The sequence below is a fragment of the Adonisia turfae CCMR0081 genome (genome assembly GCF_011009555.1).
Taxonomy (GTDB): Bacteria; Cyanobacteriota; Cyanobacteriia; order Phormidesmidales; family Phormidesmidaceae; genus Leptothoe; species Leptothoe turfae.
Genome location: NZ_QXHD01000004.1, coordinates 7,622,029 through 7,624,799, shown reverse-complemented (window position 1 = coordinate 7,624,799; position 2,771 = coordinate 7,622,029). Strand labels below are relative to the sequence as shown.

At 39.3% G+C, this 2,771-nt stretch carries 2 protein-coding genes; both read right to left on the bottom strand.

Translation table 11 applies throughout. The features are described 5' to 3' along the window. Positions 1-80: 80 nt before the first annotated feature. Positions 81-1,868: an asparagine synthetase B family protein gene (locus DXZ20_RS36610; protein WP_163703336.1), complete on the bottom strand. Its 1,788-nt coding sequence runs from the start codon at positions 1,866-1,868 to the stop codon at positions 81-83. Between the two features lie 407 nt (positions 1,869-2,275). Further along, positions 2,276-2,771, bottom strand: a 496-nt coding sequence (locus DXZ20_RS36605) for a cyclic nucleotide-binding domain-containing protein (protein WP_163703730.1), incomplete at its 5' end; no start/stop codon positions are given.

The window sequence follows — 2,771 nt, the reverse complement described above, 5'->3', positions numbered from 1 at the left end:
GAGCAGTTTTGTGCCCTGGAACTCTTTGACTTTCCCAAAATGCATATGTATGGAACATTCTCACCAATCAAATAGGAACGCTATAGTAGAAACAGCGTTGCGATGTCCCAAAGCATGCCGGTAAACTGACGCTGTGTTGGTGTAGTTATCTGTTTAGGTATAATTTTCTCAAAAGCGGAACGTTTGACAAAATCCCAAATGGGAGAATTAATGTGGTCTAGACAATAGTCTCTTAAGTAAATCCTTTTGTTTTCTATCAGTTGAGCTGTTTCTGAATCTGCCCTGTGTATTGTTTTATTTCGGGGGCGTATCTTTCTCACTAATCTGTAGTCTAGAGAATTTCTAATGATTTCATACCAACAATTTACAGTTGATTGTTGAATCTTCCATGTAGTCTCAAAAGGGATGTTACATAATTCGGGTGAGAGACTCAGGATTCGATAATGTAGAGGTTCTGTATATCGCTGTTTTGCTGGAATTGAGTAAGCGGCTTTTATAAAAGGCCGAGTACAGAGGGGAGCAAAGGAGATATGACCTGGGTGCAACGAGCAATTACTGCCGGCCCAGCGTCTAACGCGTTCATATGTATACAAAACGCAGGGGATATCGACTAATTTAAAGCCTTCTTCTAGTGATGTTTCGATAAAACACTTTAAATATTTAGCAGCAGTTTGTACTATTTCATCCTGTAGCAAATCGTGTCGCCGCCAAGTAAGCTTGGCATCGTTTAGATACCTGTAAACATAGTCAAAATTCTTTTGATGAAGGAAAAATTTTGCATTACTGTAATACGCTCTAGCAATCTCGCCACCGCCACCATTTAAGACAACTCCTAGCTGATTGTCCACTGCCTGGTCATTGGGGCGAAATTGTCTGATGGAAATTAAGCCATCTCTCTTGGTAATCCACCTTTGAGCACTTTCGAGCCAACTTTGAAGATTTTGCTCCTTTTTTTCCTGTATTACAGTCCATTTTAATTTGAACTGTTTAGCAATTTTGCTGGCGATTTCTACATCAATTGCCTCTGACGTAACTAGAGAAAAGAATTCTGCATCTATATTATTTTTAATAAGCAAAGAAGCCAGGAGTCGAGAATCACGACCTGCGGTTAAAGGGCAGTATACAGAAGCGCCAAAAGAATACGTTAGCGCTTTCATCATTTGCTCTAGATCGTGGGTAAGGCTTTGTATTTGTTGCTGTGATGTTAGGTGTGTTTGAGGTAGTTGGGAAAGCCGAGCACGCTGAAAATATTTGTGTTTTTGGGGTTCTATGTGACCTTTTTGCCATTGCCAATGTTGACCAGGAGGCAATACTTGAATGCCTTCTCTCAACGTGCGGTCACTAGACGCCCAGCCCCAGGTTAAATAAAGGCTGATCCCTAGTGAATCAAATTTACTGACTTGACCGATACGTTTTAGCAAGTAAACACTATTACTAATAAACCACTGATTTCCCTGTTTCAAGTAATAGACCTGATACATCCCTAAGGGATCATTGATAATCTCTAATGAACTTTCTAGGTTTTTGTGAATACGGGCAATGACAAACTGTCCTTCCAAAATATCTTTCAAGCTATGCCAGTGTTGGTTAAGTTCCTCAAGGTTGTAGACATTAAAATCACCCCTTGGATTGATCATACATCCGTCAAATAAAAGAATTTCCTGCTCAGTCTCCTTGACATAAACTTTTGGTTCAATCAGATGTCTAGATGTATGAATATTGGCTGTAAAAAGATAGTTATTCTGCTTAAATGACCAAAGGGTATTCGGATCAAGTTCAGGGAAGAATTCTTTTAGCTGTAGTAGCTCTGACAGTATTTTTGGTATTTGGTAATCTTGACAGTTTAATCCGATTAAGAAAATATTCATTGCTGGTGTCTGAATTAATAAGTTGGGTTTAAAAAATCAATAGATAGAGTCTTTAAGAGGATATTGAATGCTATGGAATTAACATCATTTACTGTTTGTTTGATGAACTAGCTAAAAAAGAGAAAAACTTAGCTTATGCGAGCAAAATTAGCTCTAAACGGCCACCAACTTAGGCCCAGAAACCTTGATTAGCCTAAGTTGGCGAAACAAGCTTGAACTCAGACTCCTTTCCTGAGGAAGATATTCTGCTTAAGTGGTATCCGTTAAATGATTCTATGCTTGCATATTGCGAGTAAGGCTCAACTGGTTACTGATGAAAATTAGATGATTTATTGATAATTCCTAATATATAGTTATCTTTTGGCTAGACAGTATATATCCTTATCGTCGCTACTAATTATAAGCCTCTAACAATTTTGTAGTGTCTCATCCTCCACATGGGCACCACTCGCCACAAACTTCTTTGCTGATCGAAATTTGTCTGTCTCCCGCAGTTGCTGACTCATAAATCGGCAAATCTCCAACAAAATGTGAGGGCGCTGCGTCGTTAAACTAATAAACCGCTGTTTCTCCAACTTCAGCAACATGCAATCATCTTTCGCAATTGCCCCATTCCAACGGGGTGCATCGTCAAACAAGGCAATCTCACCAAAATAATTACCTGTCATCAGCTGCTTAATCTCTTTTTGTTCATCATCTACAGTCTTCACAATCTGCACTGTTCCCGACGCGATGATATACAGATGAGACCCCCAGCTACCCTCTTCAAAGATAGTTGTACTTGCCATAAACTGCTGAGGCACAAGAGCTTCATCAATTAGTAATAGCTCATCTAAAGAGAGATTTTGAAACAGGGCGACATCTTTGAGGATAATCAGACGATTCATAAGTGTGTCGGGTGTA

What these genes read in the sequence shown, in the direction of transcription:
- DXZ20_RS36610 (WP_163703336.1), bottom strand. Translation starts at nt 1,868, where the DNA reads ATGAATATTTTCTTAATCGGATTAAACTGTCAAGATTACCAAATACCA.